This is a genomic window from Arthrobacter sp. cf158 (assembly GCF_900106835.1).
GTDB lineage: Bacteria > Actinomycetota > Actinomycetes > Actinomycetales > Micrococcaceae > Arthrobacter.
The window spans coordinates 126,424-141,173 of the sequence record NZ_FNNR01000009.1; the positions used below are offsets into that span (position 1 = coordinate 126,424).

The following is a 14,750-nucleotide window of genomic DNA, read 5'->3' on the forward strand; positions in this document are numbered from 1 at the left end:
AAACGAGCCCCGCGGTGATCCGCGGGGCTCGTTGGCGTTACTTGGGTTCGTCGGAGGTGACAGGCAGCGGAGCCACCGGTGCTCCCTTGGGGACGAACAGGGTTTCCGCCTGCTCCAGGGACATGCCGTTGGTCTCCGGAACCTTGAACATCACAAAGAAGAACGACGCCGCAGCGAACGCTGCGTACATGGCGTACGTCAACGGCAGCGAACCAGCCGCCATGATGGGGAAGCTGAGCGTGATGGCAAAGTTGGCGATCCACTGCGCAGCAGCCGCCAGGCCGAGCGCGCGGGCGCGAATGCGGGACGGGAAGATCTCGCCCAGCAGAACCCATACCAGCGGGCCCCAGGAGGCGCCGAAGCTGATGACAAACACGTTTGCTGCAACCAGGGCCACCGGACCCCATGCGCCGGGCAGTGTGATGTCCGAACCCGTTCCTGTGGCCGAGGAGAAGGCCAGTGCCATGGCGCCCAGGGAAACTGCCATGCCAATGGAGCCGGTCAGCAGGATGGGGCGGCGGCCAATGCGATCCACCAGGGCGATGGCCACAAGCGTGACCAGGATGTTGGTGACGGAGGTGGCTACGGAGATCGTCAGGGAGTCTTTTTCCTGGAAGCCGACCGCCTTCCACAATGTGGTGGAGTAGTAGAAGATCACGTTGATGCCGACGAACTGCTGCAGCACGGACAGGATGATGCCGATCCACACCACGGGCAGCAGGCCGAAGCGGTTACCGCGCAAAGAGCCCTTCTTGGTGGAGAGTTTTTCCTGCTGGATGGATTCGCGGATCTCGCGGATATGCCGTTCGATGTCGTCGCCGGGGATGAGCTTGTTGAAGATGGTGCGTGCCTGGTCCTCTTTGCCGTTGAGTACCAGGAAGTGCGGGGACTCGGGCAGGCGGAAGGCGATCCAGCCGTAGACGGCAGCGGGTACGGCGCAGGCGATGAACATCCAACGCCAGGCTTCGATGCCCAGCCACAACGTGCCATCGGCGCCGCCGGCTGAATTAGCCAGCACCGCATCGGAGAGCAGCGCTGCAAAGATACCGGTGGTGATGGCGAGTTGCTGGAGGGATGCCAAGCGGCCACGCACGTGCCTGGGGGAGATCTCGGAAATGTAGGCGGGGGCAATGACGGATGCCAGCCCGATGCCCAGGCCGCCCACCAGGCGCCAGAAGATGAGGTCCCAAACGCTGAACGCAAGGCCCGTTCCAATGGCACTCACCAGGAAGAGCAGCGCACCGATCTTCATGGCGGGGATGCGCCCGTAGCGGTCGGCCACCTTGCCCGCCAGGTAGGCGCCTGCGGCGCAACCCAGCAAGGCGACCGCGACGGCGAACCCGGTGAGGGCCTCGCTCATGACGAATTCGTCCGCCATTGCGTCCACGGCTCCGTTGACCACAGACGAATCGAAACCGAAGAGGAAGCCACCCACTGCCCCGGCAACGGCCAGGCCGATCACCTTCCGGGAGACTTGGGGTGCGCCTTCGGTGCTGGAACTGGACATGGGACTCCCTGGGGGATGGTTGTGTGGGATCGCGGTGCGGGACGTCGTCGGCTGTTCCGACGGGACGCCGGTGCACTCGCGCTACACAGTGTGGCACGTCATATCCGCCAAGTTCCAGTCAAGTGATCGACATGACATGCATTCATGTAATTAACGCAGTAAAGCCTGTCTGGGGGCTGGGAGCTGGCTGGGTGGCCGCTCCGCCAGATGCAGCACCACGAAAATCGGGGCATTTGGCGCAACAAATTGAACGCAACCTTCGACGGCGGCGGCTTGAGCCATGAGCCGTGGCCGAGTTCCGCCGTCGTCACCTTCGACGTAAAACAACGCCAGGCCATTGCCATTTAATGAAACTTGGTTTTTACTGAATGGCAAGAGAGTTGTGATCTGAACCACGGGAAGCGAAGGTGTGTGATGGCTGATTCCTCCACACGGACAGTAGAAAGGGCGCTCGCGCTCTTGGGAGCCGTTTGCGCTGAAGGAGCCATTGCACTGAGCGACGCGGCGAGGGTCGCGGACCTCTCGCCGAGCACCGCCCTTCGCCTTCTCCGCACCCTTGAAGGCAGCGGCTTTGTCTCAAGGGATGACGGTGGAAATTTCCGCCCGGGGGCCAGCATCATCCAGCTGGGTGCACTCGCGCTCGGCAAGGAGTCACTGGTCTCGTTGTGCACGCCGGCCATGAAACGCCTCGTCGCAGCAACGCGCGAATCCTGCTATCTGAGCATTCCCGGGGTTGGGGACACGGGAATCTACATCGCGATCGTTGAAGGCACTCATTCGATCAGGCACTCCAGCTGGGTCGGGCGGAGCATCCCGCTCGAAGGCACAGCTTCCGGCCAAGTACTCAAGGGTGAACAGCCCGAGCGTGGCTTTGCCGTGGTGCGCAGCGGTGTGGAGGACGACGTTACGGCCATTGCTGCACCCGTGGTGATGGGAGGACGGACGGTGGCTTCGCTCAGCGTCGTGGTTCCCAGCTACCGCGTGGATGAGCTGAAGGCCCTCAAGATCGGCCAGCAACTGGTGGAGGAAGCTGACAACATCCTCACCCTGACTACCGACAACCATGAGCTACCCCAGGAAAGCATGGAAGCAAAATGATCAAGTTTGAAAATGTCACCAAGGCCTACCCGGACGGTACTGTCGCCGTCGACGGCCTCAACCTGGAAGCCCCAACCGGAAAATTGACCATCCTGGTTGGGCCCTCGGGCTGCGGTAAGACCACCTCCCTGAGGATGATCAACCGCCTGATCGAGCCCACCAGCGGCACTATCTACCTGGACGATCAGCCCACGTCCGGCATGGACGCAGCGTTGCTCCGCCGCCGGATCGGCTACGTCATCCAGCACGCCGGACTCTTCCCGCACAAGACAATCGTGGACAACGTCTCCACCATGCCTGTTCTCCTCGGGGAAAGCCGCCAAAAGGCCCGCACCAAAGCCCTTGAGCTGATGGAGCGGGTGGGCCTCCCGGCGAGCTTCGCCAAGCGATACCCGTGGCAGCTGTCCGGTGGCCAGCAGCAGCGCGTCGGCGTGGCCCGTGCCCTTGCCTCGGATCCTGCCTTCATGCTGATGGATGAGCCCTTCAGCGCGGTGGATCCCGTGGTCCGGGCGCAGCTCCAGGAGGAATTCCTTCGCTTGCAGCGCGAGATCGGCAAAACCATCATCATGGTCACCCACGACATCGACGAGGCCCTTAAGCTCGGTGACCAAGTGGCCGTAATGCGGGTCGGTGGCAAGCTCGCGCAGATGGCCTCTCCTTCCGAGCTGCTCACGGCGCCGGCGGACGAGTTTGTGGCCGACTTTGTTGGCCGGGACCGCGGGTACCGTTCGCTCGGCTTCACCAAGACAGCAGGCACTGTTGCCATCGGCGAAGAGGCTGTGGTCCAGCTTGGTGCCTCGGTGGATGAGGCCCGCGCCAAGGCGTCGGGTGCTTGGGTGTTGGTGGTGGACGGCGGCAGGAAGCCTCTCGGCTGGGCTCAACCGGATCTTCTGGACGGTGAGGTGAAGCGCGGGAACCTGAACCTCAGCGGCATCCCGGCAGCTGCATCCGGGACCATGCGCCAACTGCTCGATGCCGCGCTTTCCTCGCCCAGCCGCCGCGGTGTGGTGGTCAACGAGCACGGCGAGCTGATCGGCACCGTGACTGCCACGGACGTGGTCAAGGCCATCGAAGCCGAACCTCACCTGGAGACGGCACGATGAACTTCGAGTGGCTCGGCCGCCAATTCGACAATATTGTCTTCCTGCTCGGCTGGCACGTCCTGTTGGCCGTCACCCCGCTGATTCTAGGGCTGCTGATCGCACTGCCCCTGGGCTGGTGGGCACACCGGAGCCGCCGTATCTACCCGCTTCTGGTGGGCGTGGCAGGGTTGCTCTACACAGTCCCGTCCCTGGCGCTCTTCGTTTTGCTGCCGCTGGTCCTGGGTACCAAAATCCTGGACCCGCTCAACATCGTTGCCGCCCTCACCATCTACACCGTTGCCCTGCTGGTCCGTGTGGTGGCGGATGCGCTGGACTCCGTTCCCGAGGACACCGTCCAAGCGGCAAAGGCCATGGGGTACCGCGGCTATCAGAGCCTCCTGAAAGTTGAACTGCCCGTGGGCGTTCCGGTGATTTGCGCCGGCTTGCGCGTTGCCGCCGTCTCCAATGTGAGTCTCGTTTCCGTCGCTGCGCTGCTGGGCATTCCGCAGCTTGGCTCGCTCTTCACGCAGGGCTTCCAGCTCCGTTTCTACACGCCGATTATCGCGGGCATCGTGCTCTGCGTAGTACTGGCCATGATCCTGGACGGGCTGATCATCCTCATCAACCGGTGGCTGACACCGTGGACCCCCAAGGTGGTGGCATCGTGAACTACTTGTTCGACCCCGCACACTGGAGCGGCGCCGACGGCATCCCAACACTGATCGCCGAGCATCTCCTGTACTCGCTCATCGCCTTGGCCGTAGCTGCCGTCATCGCCGTACCTCTGGGTATCTACATCGGAGTGACAGGCAAAGGCGTGTTCATGATCGCAGGGCTCGCCAACGCCCTCCGGGCTCTTCCCAGCGTTGGCCTCCTGATCCTGTTGGTCCTGCTCATCTCGCCGGCGTTCCCGTCACGCATGGGGTACATCCTGCCGAGCCTCATCGTGCTGGTGCTGCTGGCGGTGCCGCCCATCCTGACCAACACCTATGCCGGCGTACGCGCAGTGGATGCTGCCGCCGTCGACGCCGCCAAAGGCATGGGCTTCCGCACCATGAAGATCCTCACCGATGTTCAGCTGCCGTGCTCCCTTCCGCTGGTTTTGTCCGGTATCCGCAGCGCATTGCTGCAAATCATCTCGACGGCGACTATCGCCGCGTACATTTCGCTCGGCGGCTTGGGCCGCCTCCTGATCGACGGCAAAGCCCAGAATGACTACAGCCAAATGGTTGCTGGCGCAGTCCTCGTCGCATTGCTGGCCCTGTTCTTCGACCAGCTCCTTGCCTTCATCACCCGCCGCGTTGTCTCACCCGGACTGACACGGCGCACCATCAAGTCGGCTCCCGCAGCCGAGCCCGTGAAGACCCCCGTCACGGTCTAGTCACCACCCATTTGCACCTCCACCCACCCCCACCTGGCCGCTGCATGCCCTGCAGCGCCCGTTCCAGGAGAGTTGACATGAAGAAGTACCTCACAGGTTTCACCCTCGCGGCCGTTGCCGCCATCACCCTGAGCGCCTGCGGCGGCGGGGACCCCCTGAGCTCCTCCAACACAGCGGCCGGAGCCTCGGGCGACAGCATCATCGTCGGTTCCGCGGACTTCCCCGAAAGCCAGCTGATCGCCAAGATCTACGCCGAAGCCCTCAAAGCGAAGGGCGTCGAGGTCACCGAGAAGCCGAGCATTGGCAGCCGCGAGGTCACCATCCCGGCGCTCAAGGACGGATCGATTGACCTCATGCCTGAGTACGGCGGAGCGCTCCTGCAGTACCTCGACTCCGCCACCAAGGCTGTTTCCTCTCAGGACGTTGCCAAGGAACTGGCCACCAAGATCCCGGCTGGCCTCACGGTCCTCACGGCGTCCGAAGCGGAGGACAAGGATGTCCTGGCCGTCAAGAAGGACATCGCCGATCAGCACAACCTGAAAACCATCGAGGACCTCCAGCCCGTTGCCAAGGATCTTGTCCTCGGCGGCCCGCCGGAGTGGAAGACCCGCCTCAATGGCGTGGCCGGCCTGAAGTCCGTCTACAACCTTGAGTTCAAGGAATTCTCAGCGCTCGACGCCGGTGGGCCGCTCACGCTGAACGCCCTCCTTTCGGGCCAGGTACAGGTAGCTGACCTGTTCAGTACGGATCCAGCACTGGCGGAGAACAACCTCGTAGCGCTCGAAGACAACAAGAACCTCTTCCTGTCCGAGAACATCGTCCCCGTCATCAACCAGAAGAAGTCCACTGACGCCGTCAAGGAAACGCTGGACAAGGTCTCTGCTGCGCTGACTACAGAGGACCTGATCACGATGAACGGCCGGGTGGCCAAATTTGAGGACATCGGCCAGATCGCCAAGGAATGGCTCAAGACCAAGAACCTGGGCTAAGTCCGCTTGTCCGCGGATTCCCTGCTTTATAGGAGTAAAGAATGACTGCCGATTTCACTTCTGGTGCCCGTCCGGTTAAGGCCGCGCGGGGTACTGAGCTTACTGCCAAGTCGTGGCAGACCGAGGCGCCGTTGCGCATGTTGATGAATAACCTGGATCCGGAGGTCGCTGAGCGTCCGGATGATTTGGTGGTTTATGGTGGCACGGGCCGTGCTGTGCGTTCCTGGGCTGCGTTTGATGCGATTACCCGGACGTTGGAGTCCATGGAGAAGGACGAGACCCTGTTGGTTCAGTCGGGCAAGCCGGTGGGTGTGTTCCGCACTCATGAGTGGGCTCCCCGGGTGTTGCTGGCCAACTCGAATCTGGTGGGGGACTGGGCGACGTGGCCTGAGTTCCGCCGGCTCGAGGCTGAGGGTTTGATGATGTATGGGCAGATGACGGCCGGGTCCTGGATCTACATCGGCACCCAAGGCATCCTGCAGGGCACGTACGAGACCTTCGCCGCGGTGGGGAACAAACTCGCTGCTGAGGGCCGTCACCCGGCACCGGCTGCCGAGGGCTCCGCCGAGGGCCCGCTGGCGGGGACCCTGACGTTGACGGGTGGGTGTGGTGGCATGGGCGGGGCCCAGCCACTGGCGGTGACCCTGAATGATGGTGCGTGCTTGATTGTGGACGTCGATGAGACCCGTCTGCGCCGCCGGGCCGGGAAGCGGTACCTGGACGAGGTCGAAACCGACCTTGACGCCGCGATCGCGAAGGTCCAGAAGGCGAAGGATGAGCGTCGTGGCTGGTCCGTGGGGTATGTGGGCAACGCCGCCGAAGTGTTCCCGGAACTCCTGGCCCGCCATAAGGCTGGGGAGATCACTTTTGATGTGGTCACTGACCAGACCAGTGCGCATGATCCGTTGTCTTACCTGCCGGAGGGCATCACGGTGGCGCAGTGGCATACCGAGGCTGAGGCGGATCCGGAAGGGTTCACCAAGAAGGCCCAGGCCTCGATGGCACGCCACGTGCAGGCCATGGTGGAGTTCCAGGACGCCGGGGCTGAGGTGTTCGATTACGGCAACTCGATCCGTGATGAGGCGCGTAAGGGCGGGTACACCCGGGCGTTTGAGTTCCCCGGTTTCGTTCCGGCGTACATCCGTCCGCTGTTCTGTGAGGGTCTGGGCCCGTTCCGTTGGGTTGCCTTGTCCGGGGATCCGGAAGACATCGCCGTGACCGATGCAGCGATCAAGGAGTTGTTCCCGGAGAACAAGCACCTGCACAAGTGGCTGGACGCTGCGGCGGAGCGGGTGGAGTTCGAGGGCTTGCCGGCGCGTATTTGCTGGCTCGGGTACGGCGAACGGGCCAAGGCCGGGTTGTTGTTCAACCAGCTCGTGAAGGAGGGCAAGGTCAAGGCCCCGATCGTGATCGGTCGTGACCACCTGGATTCGGGTTCGGTCGCGTCCCCGTACCGGGAGACCGAGGCCATGGCGGATGGTTCGGATGCGATTGCTGACTGGCCGTTGCTCAACGCCCTGATTAACACTTCCTCGGGTGCTACCTGGGTGTCCATCCATCACGGCGGCGGGGTGGGTATCGGCCGGTCCCTGCACGCCGGGCAGGTCTCCGTCGCTGACGGCACCGACCTCGCCGCGGAAAAGCTCGAACGGCTGTTGACCAACGACCCCGGCATGGGCGTGATCCGCCACGTCGACGCCGGCTACGACCGCGCCGTCGAAGTCGCCAACGAACGCGGCGTCCGCATCCCCATGAACGAAACCGCAGGTTTGCAGAGGGAAACTCCGTGACTGTGTCCACGAACCCCCAGCCCTGGCACATCTCCAGAGACCCCGAGTCTGAACGGACAGGGCTTGCGCAGGTGGGAAGCGCGCAGGCGGGACGCGTGCCGGCCGGAACTGGTTCACGGGCCGAAACGGCACCGTGCCCAAGGATCCCGGTCCGGCTGCCCCAGAAAACCTGGAACCCTGTCCGCTTCGCTCCGGAAACCGACTAGTTGGCGGGTGTGGTGGTTGTGAGTCTGATGATCCGCAGCCACTACACCTTGCCGCCTGGCAGGGAACATTTAGTCGACGACGGATGAAAGGATCGGTCCATGATCGAGATCGATGGCCGGAACCTGGGCTTGGCAGATATCGCAGCGGTTGCCGACGGCGCTTCCGTCCAGCTGGTCCCCGAGGCATTGAAACGCATTGGTGCCTCGCAGGAGTCAGCGGTTGCCACAGCCTCGCGGCGGCCCGTGTACGGCAGGTCAACCGGGGTGGGCGCCAACAGGGCCGTAGCTTTGGCCGAATCCGAAGGGGCCGACACCCATGGCCTGAAACTGCTGCGGAGCCATGCCGTGGATGCCGGCAGGACGCTGGACCGAAGGACAGTCCGGGCCATGTTGGTGGTCCGCCTTTCACAGTTGGCTGCCGGTGGATCCGGGATCAGCCCAACTATTGCGGTAGCCCTCGCTGAGCTGATCAACTCGGATGTTGTTCCTGAAATCCGGGAGTTCGGCGGCACCGGCACGGCAGATCTACAGGCCCTGGCTGGTACTGCGCTGACGATGCTCGGGGAGCGCGCGCCTTTGGGAGGGGGAAGCCAGGTCCGTCTTTTGCAGAACTGGGCTACCGCCGATGCTTTGCCCTTCATCAGTTCCAGCGCCTTGACCATTGCCCAGGCTGTTCTTGCCCATCAGGATTTAACGAGGCTTCTGGACAACGCTGCGTCTGTTGCCGCGTTGTCCTTCGTGGCGATGTCCGGCAACGCCGAAGCACTCAGCCCGGCAGTGGCCGCGGCGGCGGACACCCCTGCCGTGGCAGAAGCGGCGGACACCCTGCGTGGTTTGGTGGAGGGGAGCGGAGAGCCGGCCCGGATTCAGGATCCATATTGCCTGCGTACGCTCCCACAGAATTTCGGGTCCCAAGTGGAGGAACTCGGGGCCTTGGGTGTTTTGTTGAGCCGCCTGGTGACAGCAGGCAATGAGAACCCCCTGGTCCATGGATCGATGTCCGATGGCTCCAACGACGTTTCCCATCACGGACTCTTCCAGATGACCAACCTTTCCCGCCGCGCGGATACGTTGCAGCTGGCCATTGGCGCTGCGTGCGCAACCCATCTTCGAAGGATTGATCTGCTCTGCGACCCCAATTACACGGGCTTGCATCCCTTCTTGGCTGAAGATGCCACCGGCCAGTCCGGAGTCATGATGCTGGAGTACGTGGCCGCGGCTGCAGCAGCACGAATCCGTGCGAATGGTCAGCCGGCAAGCTTGCAGACCGTCGTGTTGTCATTGGGGGCAGAGGAAGACGCAAGCTTCGCCAGCCTGGCCACCGCCCAGTTGCAGTCCACTGCCGAAGCCTTGGCGACTGTCACCGCCGTCGAACTGGTGTGTGCCTCACGTGCCCTGCGTCTCCAGGGGCGACAGCCCGGGGAGTTCAGCAGCTCTCGATTGCAGGCCATGATGGAGGCTGGATTCAGCTTGCCGTCCGGCCTTGTGGACCGCGATCTGCGTGGCGACGTTGAGCTGGCGCAAGAGCTCGTCAGGACCGCGCACTAATCTCCGCTGCAGGGCAAAAGAAACGGCAGGCAGTCCGCGGACCGCCTGCCGTTCTTGTGGTGTTCTGTTGGAGCGATTCTCTGCCTAGTGTGCCGGCACGGATTCCTTGGCAGCGGCCTTGGGATCCGTCAGCTTCTTGTTGGGCAACGCGAAGCTGATCAGGAATGCAATGATCATCAGCCCTGCAGCGGTAAGCATGACGACGTCGATCGCCTGGGCAAAGCCCTCGGTGATGGGCCTGGTCAGGGTGCTGTTGGCTGAGTGGAGCCAGCTGGTGTCATTCAAGGACTCGTTGTTGGCGCCGTTTTTGAAGAAGTCGAAGAGCTTGGCGTTGGCGGGGTCCGAAGCCACGGCGGGATCCCGCATGACAGCTTGGTAGTCCGGGCTGGCTGCGGCAGTCTTCATGCCGTCGGCGATCTTGTCAGCTGCAGTACTGAACAGCATGGAGATGAACACTGCTGTGCCCACGGCACCACCCATGGAGCGGAAGAATGCCGCCGTGGAGGTTCCCACGCCCATGTCCTTGGGAGGAACGGAAACCTGCATGGCAAGGGTCAAAGGCTGCATGCAGAAGCCCAGGCCGACGCCGAAGAACACGGCAATCAGGCCAGGAACCCACAGCCCGGTGTCGACTCCCAGCACAAGGCCCATGACCGTTGCCGCGGCAGCCAGCACAGCGGTACCCATGATGGGGAAGATCCGGTAGACGCCGGATGAGGAGATGGTGCGTCCTGCCGAGATGGAACCGAAGAGGATGCCCACGGTGAAGGTGATCATCATCAGGCCAGCCTCGGTGGGCGTAAGGCCCTTGACCAGCTGCAGGTACATGGGCAGCATGGCGATGGCGCCGAACATGCCGATGCCAATGATGAAGTTCAGCAGTGACGACAACCCGAACGTCATGTTCTTGAACAGACGCAAAGGAATCAGTGCGTAGTCTCCGGCACGCTTCTCAGCCAGCAGGAAGGCCACAATACCGATGACCCCGAGTCCGTAGCAGAGCCATGACCCGGCGGAAGACCAGCCCCACGTGCGGCCCTGTTCGGCAACCAGCAGCAACGGAACAATGGCCAAGGTGATGGCAGCGGCGCCCCAGTAGTCGATCTTCTGCTTCACGTGCCGGGCCGGAAGATGCAGGTACATAAAGACCACCACAAGGGCGGCGAGCCCGATGGGCAAGTTGATGAAGAAGACCCAGCGCCAGCCGTCGAAGCCGAGAATGTTGGCTGAACCGGCAAATGCGCCGCCAATGACCGGCCCGAGGACGGAGGAGATGCCGAATACGGACATGAAATAGCCCTGGTACTTGGCCCTGTCCTTCAGAGCCACAATGTCACCGATGATGGTGAGCGCCAACGCCAGCAAGCCACCGGCTCCGAGGCCCTGGATGCCGCGGGCAATGGCGAGTTCGGTCATGGAATGGACCGATCCGGCATACAGCGAGCCGGCCAGGAAGATCACGATGGCCACCAAGTACAGCGGGCGTCGTCCGAAGATGTCGCTGAGTTTGCCGTACAGCGGGGTGCTCACGGTCGATGTGATGAGGTAAGCGGTGGTGGCCCAGGCTTGGAGCGAAAGGCCGTCGAGGTCGTTGGCGATGGTGTAGATGGACGTGGACACAATGGTCTGGTCCAGCGAGGACAGGAACATGCCGAGCATGAGTCCCACCATGACGGTGAGGGTCTGACGATGCGTCAGAACCTCACCGGCGGCCCGAACGGGCGTGGTTTTGGACATATCTTCTCCAGAGGTGGCAGAAAAGTGAATTAAGCAGGATAGTTGCTTTCAGTAACTATCTTACTGCCCGGTTGATTCCCGGCGGGAGAATATTTCTTCCACTTTCCCTCTAAGTCGTCTCCGACGGAAGGGTCAGCGCTCCACCAGGATCCCGTCCGGGTCGCAGTAGATCATCACTCCGGGTTGGATGCGGACGCGATCGATCACCAGCTGAACGTCCACTTCGCCGACGCCGGTCTTGGCGCTCTTCTTGGGGTTGCTGCCCAGGGCCTTGACGCCCAGCGGTAGCCGGGCAATGGCCTCACGGTCCCGGATAGCTCCGTTGATCACCACGCCCGACCAGCCATTGGCCACCGCGCTTTCGGCAATCATGTCTCCCATCAGGGCAGTCCGCAGGGATGCCTGCCCGTCAATGACCAGAACGGCTCCCTCGCCGGGAGTGTTCAGGACAGTCTTCACCAGCGCGTTGTCTTCAAAGCACCGTATGGTCCGGACGGGTCCACTGAAGTGCGTAGTGCCGCCCAGGTTCTGGAATTGGACGGCTATGGACTCCAATTCATCGCCGCGTTCGTCGTAGAGATCGGCGGTGTTTATTTGCTCGCTCACAGTGCTTCTCCTCTGTCGGTTTGAGGCCACACTAACGCGTGCGTCAGGGCTACGGCAGCGTGTGCTGAGGCTTATGTGTATAAACGGTCGGACGGCGTTTCAGTGTCGCTCCGCCACGCTAGGCTGAATCCAAACAATGAAAATAGGGGGAACCTGCCATGAGCCTGTCCGACCTGCCGGGTCCGGTGCCGGATCCTGCTGTCGTCCGTGGCGGCACTGCCACGGCACTCGCCGAGCCAGTTACCCGTGTACGGCCGATCTGGGTCACCGGCGTAGTACTGGTCAACCTGGGCATCAACGCAGCTTTCTTTGGTCCCCTGCAAGTGCTGTTGGGCCAGCAGGCAGCTCATTTCGACGAAGGGCAGAAGGAAGCGATCCTGGCTTTGGTCACTGGCTGTGGCGCCGCCGTTTCCATGGTGGCAAACCCCTTGTTCGGCGCCTTCAGTGATCGCACCACCTCCCGGTTTGGACGGCGCGTTCCCTGGGTCCTGATGGGCGCAATCCTTGGAGCTGTTGCCATGGTTGCCCTGGCCGGCGCCCCCAACGTAGCCGTGATGACTGTGCTGTGGTGCCTCGTCCAGGCCGGAGCCAACGCCATGTACGCCGCTATCACGGCGGCAATCCCTGACCGCGTTCCCGTACAACAGAGGGGAACCGTGGGCGGTCTCGCAGCGATGGGCCAGACCGTCGGCATTCTCATCGGCGCAATCATCGCCGCCGTCGTTGCCGGAAATTTCGCAGCGGGTTACTGGCTGTGCGCCGCTGCGCTGCTCGCCGGCGTCGTGCTTTATCTGTTCAAGAACGACGACCAACAGCTGGTTTCCAGCGAACGTCCTCCGTTCAACTTGGCGGAGTTCCTCAAGGGTTTTTGGGTTTCGCCCAAACGGTACCCGGACTTTGCATGGGCTTGGCTGACACGGCTTTTGGTAAGTACGGGCAACCACATGGTCACTCTGTATCTACTTTTCTTCCTCAGCGACGCCGTCCGTCTAAAGGAGACTGAAGGCATCGACCCCTCGTTCGGGGTGCTCATTCTTACCGGGCTGTACGCCGTCACCGTGATCATCACCAGTGTTCTGGGCGGGCGGCTGAGCGACAAAATGGGCAAGCGAAAGCCGCTGGTGATTGCTTCGTCCGTCATCATCGCTGTGGCGTCCTTGATCCTGGCCTTTGCGCCTACGTGGATCGGTGGACTTGCCGGCGCTGTGGTGCTGGGGATCGGGTTCGGGGCCTACCTCGCCGTGGACTTCGCGCTGATCACGCAGGTTCTTCCCACCGGGCTGGATCGGGGCAGGGACTTGGGTGTCATCAATATCGCCAATTCTCTGCCGCAGGTGATCGCACCCCTGATTGCCGCCCCGTTTGTCACACTATGGGGCGGCTACGTCTCCCTGTACGTAGCCGCCGCAGTGATTGGGCTGCTGGGCGCTGTGTTCGTGGTGAAGATCAAGAGCGTCGATTAGGCCTAGAACACGGCTGTGAAGCCACCCCAGCCCCAGCCGACGACGGAGGACCCTCTCCAGCCACCGGCCCCGTTTCCGTAGTACATGTGCATTCGGCCGGAATAGTCGATGCCATAAACGTCCTGGTGACCGTCTGCGTTGAAATCGCCGGCGGCTCCAACTCTGGCCATGACCTGCCACCCAACACCGATGACCTGGCGTTGATCGATCTTGTCACCATTCAGCCGGTAGCTGTAGAGCAGTCCGGAGGGTGTTCGGCCCATCAGGTCCTCGACGCCATCGCCGTTGAAGTCGCCGGCAGGGAAGACTGTGTTGAACATGTTCCAGCCAGTTCCCACCGGGTACCCTCCGTAAGTCAGGCCACCACCGCTGTAACTGGCGAAATGCCAGAGAGTTCCGTTGGCGTCGCGGCCGTAGATGCCGCTGTGACCACCGTCGATGGTCGTGCTGGTGGCCGAGAAAACGGTGTTGAAGACATTCCAGCCAGTGCCGATTTGCCGCTGCTGCAGCCAGCCGCCTTGGCCGTTTCCCGGGTATAGGATTAGGCGGCCCGCGGCGTCCCTGGCCACGACATCGTTCTTGCCATCGCGGTCAAGATCGCCTGCCTTGAATATGGACGTCATCTCAGACCATCCCTGCCCGATCGCCCGCGGCGCCTGCCATCCGCCCTGAACTGATGTGGGGTACAGGCTTAGTATTCCGGACCGGTCGCGGGTCAGGACATCCGTCGTTCCATCGCCATCGAAACCACTGGACCAGTGGGAGTCCTTGATATTTTCCTTCCATTCGCTGGTTACCAGCCGCAAGGTGTCCCAGCCAGAGGAAACGGTGACCTCGGCGGCGACGTAGTGCTCGGAGTAGCCGTGCGCTTGGTCCTGTGGGGTTGGCCGATACGTCGCGCCGCCCGGGCGCTCCGCATACGGAGGTCCTACCCAACGGTGTTTGACAACTGCGGTAGCCCCAGACGGAACAGCAACTTCGGCAAGGCTGAAGTCAGTTCGGAGAATAGAACCAACTGCTCCTTCGCCCAGTACTTTCGGCCTACGTGGCTGAATGATGGGCCCCACCGCTTTTGAAACAATCGCTGTGGGCAGGTAGTCGGATGCATACACCACTGCTCTGAAGGAAATCAGCGAGCCAACGTCAAACGAGGAAAAGTCATAGTCATAGGTCTTTCGTTCGTGGTCCACGCCATCACGTACCCACTGATAATCAGCATGTGATACTCCCCCTTTCCACGAGCCAAGGTTGGCTCTCGCCCAAATACCGGTTTCGGGGGAACCCTCAACGTAAGCGGGGGTTAGGTTAACATTTGGCTGAAGTCTCAGGGCTGGGTTAGTGAC

12 protein-coding genes are annotated in these 14,750 nt (G+C 62.2%); 8 read left to right on the forward strand and 4 right to left on the reverse strand.

The genetic code is table 11. From position 1 onward, the window contains the following. Positions 1–37: 37 nt before the first annotated feature. Positions 38–1,507: a sugar porter family MFS transporter gene (locus tag BLW08_RS17975; RefSeq protein WP_090824344.1), complete on the reverse strand. Its 1,470-nt coding sequence runs from the start codon at positions 1,505–1,507 to the stop codon at positions 38–40. 414 nt (positions 1,508–1,921) lie between these two features. On the opposite strand from BLW08_RS17975, the gene BLW08_RS17980 reads away from it, so the two are divergent. The 7 genes from BLW08_RS17980 to BLW08_RS18010 all read left to right on the forward strand — a co-directional run bounded on the left by BLW08_RS17980 (position 1,922) and on the right by BLW08_RS18010 (position 9,601). Beyond that, positions 1,922–2,605 carry an IclR family transcriptional regulator gene (locus BLW08_RS17980; protein ID WP_090824346.1) on the forward strand — a complete coding sequence of 228 codons (684 nt, stop codon included), beginning with the start codon at positions 1,922–1,924 and terminating at the stop codon, positions 2,603–2,605. Then, positions 2,602–3,708 carry an ATP-binding cassette domain-containing protein gene (locus BLW08_RS17985; protein ID WP_090824348.1) on the forward strand — a complete coding sequence of 369 codons (1,107 nt, stop codon included), beginning with the start codon at positions 2,602–2,604 and terminating at the stop codon, positions 3,706–3,708. Before BLW08_RS17980 ends, BLW08_RS17985 begins: the two co-directional genes overlap by 4 nt. After that, entirely contained in the window at positions 3,705–4,355 is a 651-nt protein-coding gene (locus BLW08_RS17990; protein WP_014923069.1) for an ABC transporter permease, read from the forward strand. The genes BLW08_RS17985 and BLW08_RS17990 overlap by 4 nt, the downstream gene beginning before the upstream one ends. Further along, positions 4,316–5,068, forward strand: coding sequence for an ABC transporter permease (locus BLW08_RS17995; protein ID WP_254779949.1), 753 nt, complete (start codon positions 4,316–4,318; stop codon positions 5,066–5,068). Before BLW08_RS17990 ends, BLW08_RS17995 begins: the two co-directional genes overlap by 40 nt. Before the next feature lie 77 nt (positions 5,069–5,145). Further along, positions 5,146–6,057 (forward strand): ABC transporter substrate-binding protein, encoded by a 912-nt coding sequence (locus BLW08_RS18000; protein WP_090824350.1) that lies wholly within the window; start codon positions 5,146–5,148, stop codon positions 6,055–6,057. Between the two features lie 41 nt (positions 6,058–6,098). Continuing rightward, positions 6,099–7,847, forward strand: a complete 1,749-nt coding sequence (locus BLW08_RS18005; RefSeq protein WP_091326843.1) for a urocanate hydratase — start codon at positions 6,099–6,101, stop codon at positions 7,845–7,847. Between the two features lie 305 nt (positions 7,848–8,152). Then, a complete protein-coding gene (locus BLW08_RS18010) occupies positions 8,153–9,601 on the forward strand; it encodes an aromatic amino acid lyase (protein ID WP_091326846.1) in 1,449 nt (482 codons plus the stop codon). 84 nt (positions 9,602–9,685) lie between these two features. On the opposite strand, the gene BLW08_RS18015 is transcribed toward BLW08_RS18010, so the two are convergent. Both BLW08_RS18015 and rraA read right to left on the reverse strand, forming a co-directional pair. Further along, the gene (locus BLW08_RS18015; RefSeq protein ID WP_090824356.1) at positions 9,686–11,338 is read right to left on the reverse strand and encodes an MDR family MFS transporter; all 1,653 of its coding nucleotides are present in this window, start codon (positions 11,336–11,338) and stop codon (positions 9,686–9,688) included. Positions 11,339–11,470: 132 nt separating this feature from the next. Beyond that, positions 11,471–11,944: a ribonuclease E activity regulator RraA gene (gene rraA / locus BLW08_RS18020; RefSeq protein ID WP_090824357.1), complete on the reverse strand. Its 474-nt coding sequence runs from the start codon at positions 11,942–11,944 to the stop codon at positions 11,471–11,473. A 158-nt stretch (positions 11,945–12,102) separates the two neighbouring features. Here rraA and BLW08_RS18025 point away from each other — a divergent pair, with 158 nt between their 5' ends. Then, the gene (locus BLW08_RS18025; RefSeq protein ID WP_090824359.1) at positions 12,103–13,407 is read left to right on the forward strand and encodes an MFS transporter; all 1,305 of its coding nucleotides are present in this window, start codon (positions 12,103–12,105) and stop codon (positions 13,405–13,407) included. Positions 13,408–13,409: 2 nt separating this feature from the next. Here BLW08_RS18025 and BLW08_RS18030 read toward each other — a convergent pair whose 3' ends face one another. Beyond that, a complete protein-coding gene (locus BLW08_RS18030) occupies positions 13,410–14,597 on the reverse strand; it encodes an FG-GAP repeat domain-containing protein (RefSeq protein ID WP_139244930.1) in 1,188 nt (395 codons plus the stop codon). Between the last annotated feature and the right edge of the window lie 153 nt (positions 14,598–14,750).